This window comes from Marinospirillum alkalitolerans (assembly GCF_045055655.1).
GTDB lineage: Bacteria > Pseudomonadota > Gammaproteobacteria > Pseudomonadales > Halomonadaceae > Marinospirillum > Marinospirillum alkalitolerans.
Genome location: NZ_JBANFI010000018.1, coordinates 1 through 2,446, shown reverse-complemented (window position 1 = coordinate 2,446; position 2,446 = coordinate 1). Strand labels below are relative to the sequence as shown.

The following is a 2,446-nucleotide window of genomic DNA, read 5'->3' as shown; positions in this document are numbered from 1 at the left end:
CCGGACTAGCGTTCGTGTCACGTGCAGCGCCTTGTTATTGCAAGAAACAGCAAAAAAGAAAGCTAAAAGCTGCCAAATTGCCGAGAATGGCTAACTTAGGTTAAAGCAGCATCACTCGATTCTGGCACACTATTTCTGAGTGGAGCTAACAGAATCCGCCAAACTCAAACCTGAAAAAACGGCCAGATTGGGCGGTCTGGAAAACCTGCCAAGTACAGCAACGAAGCAACTCGAACAAAGCCACCACTTGCCGCACTTGAAAACTGAGCCATCGTTTTTCAACCAATGAGAGCAGCCCGATAACGAAGGCGCGGCACACTATCCAAAGCCTAGACCTGACGAAATCCTGCTAGAACAACGCCTCGATCTGCTGCGGCGGCCTGCCTACTATCCCGAAACAACCTGCCCCAACCGACGCAACCAAGCCAGTGCAATAACGCCAAGCTCACGCGAACGAGAGCGACGGCCGTTTTTGTGTAAAATTGAGCGCAGCGAAACACAAAAACGGGCTAGCGTTAGTGTCGCGTGCAGCGCCTTGTTATTGCAAGAAACAGCAAAAAGAATGCTAAAAGCTGAGAACTTGCCGAAAATAGAAAACTTGGTTTAAAGCCGCGCCACTCGATCCTGGCACACTATTTCTGAGTGGGGCCAACAGAATACGCCAAACTCAAACCTGAAAAAACGGCCAGATTGGGCGGTCTGGAAAGCCTGCCAAGTACAGCAACGAAGCAACTCGAACAAAGCCACCGCTTGCCGCACTTGAAAACTGAGCCTTCACTTTTAGACCAGCAAGAGCAGCCCGATAACGAAGGCACGACACACTATCCCAAAGGCCAAACCTGACGAAACCCTGCTAGAACAGCGCCCCGATCTGTTGCGGCGGCCTGCCTGCTATCCCGAAACAACCTGCCTCAAACGAGGCAACCAAGCCAATGCAATAACGCCAAGCTCACGCGAACGAGAGCGACGGCCGGTTTTGTGTAAAATTGAGCGCAGCGAAAACACAAAAACGGGCTAGCGTTAGTTTCGCGTGCAGCGCCTTGTTATTGCAAGAAACAACAAAAAAAAGCTAAAAGCTGCCAACTTGCAGCAAATGAAAAGCCAGGGTTAAAGCCCAAAATCCCGACCTTGGCACACTATTTCTGAGTGGGACCAACAGAATACGCCAAACTCAAACCTGAAAAAATGGCCAGATTGGGCGGTCTGGCAAACCTGCCAAGTACAGCAACGAAGCAACTCAAACAAAGCCACCGCTTGCCGTAACTCGAAACCTTCAACTCATGCAAACCAATAAGAACAGCCCGATAACGAAGGCGCGGCACACTATCCAACGGCCAAACCTGACGAAATCCTGCTAGAACAGCGCCTCGATCTGCTGCGGCGACCTGCCTACTATCTCGAAACAACCTGCCTCAACCGACGCAACCAAGCCAATGCAATAACGTTCGCCATAACCGGCAGTCAAAAGTGACGCGACGAAGGAGCGGCGCTTTTGGCTGTCCGGGTTCATGGCGTTGTTATGCACTGTTTACGGAAACGACATAGACGGCAATTCCGAGAACGTCTGCGAGATTCTGTAATGCCGCAGGAAGTGAACGCTCGGTTACGAGCACGGCTCGTGCGGTTGGAGGAGAGAGAACCGCTTTTTGCTCGGAGCGCAGAAGTGCTTGATACTTCACGGCCTGGAACAGCCCGCGATTCAGGTCTGGATCATTTGAAATGATGGACTTCACTTCTACGCCGAGATACCCATTTTCAGTTTCAAAGACGACGTCCGCCTTGTCGCCGGAGGCGAACACGTATTCAGTTTGGCCTTGGCTATTGTTTTTCGGAAGACCAACTACCTGCGGGTTTGCGGCGACAAACGTTTTCAGCTTCTTGTGTTGTTTGCTTTCTCCCTCTGAAGACCATCCGCCCCTGCCAGGCGTCTCGATCTCATCTGCGTCAACCGCCTCCTCCGCAATGCCATCCGGAATGGGGCGAAGCCCATATTCGTTCAGCACTTCGTCCCAGCGCTCATAAGCAAAGATGTCTTCGTGAATTTCCTCAACGACTGCCCGTTTCTCATCTTCAGACATATCGTCAACGCTTTCATCGGGCTCATAATATCGTTCAAGGTAGTAGTTCACCCCTTTTCCGGGGAGGCCACTGCTTGCGTTCACGACGATTGCGTTCAACGGCGGTATCGGCTCACCCCATTCTTCTTCCGTCTCGATCAGTGCACTCCCTATTGAGCCTGCTGGGTAGCCATATTGAACCGCCATAACATGATGGCCAAGCCCCCGGTTTACGATCTCCTGATCGAGCTGCCCATAGGTAATTGTTCTTCCATTCTTTGCACACCAAATAAGGATCGGCAGCGCGGCTCGTGCAGTCTCCTTAGTCCAGCTATCACCTTGCAGGGCTTCCGGCAATGCCATGTAGTCACTCCTTTTCTTTTTGTGCA

The 2,446-nt window shown here is 51.6% G+C and carries 1 protein-coding gene; it reads right to left on the bottom strand.

What is annotated here, in order from left to right; translation table 11 throughout:
- Positions 1-1,517 precede the first annotated feature (1,517 nt).
- A partial coding sequence (locus V6U78_RS12610; RefSeq protein ID WP_405341537.1) for a hypothetical protein occupies positions 1,518-2,446 on the bottom strand: 929 nt, incomplete at its 5' end.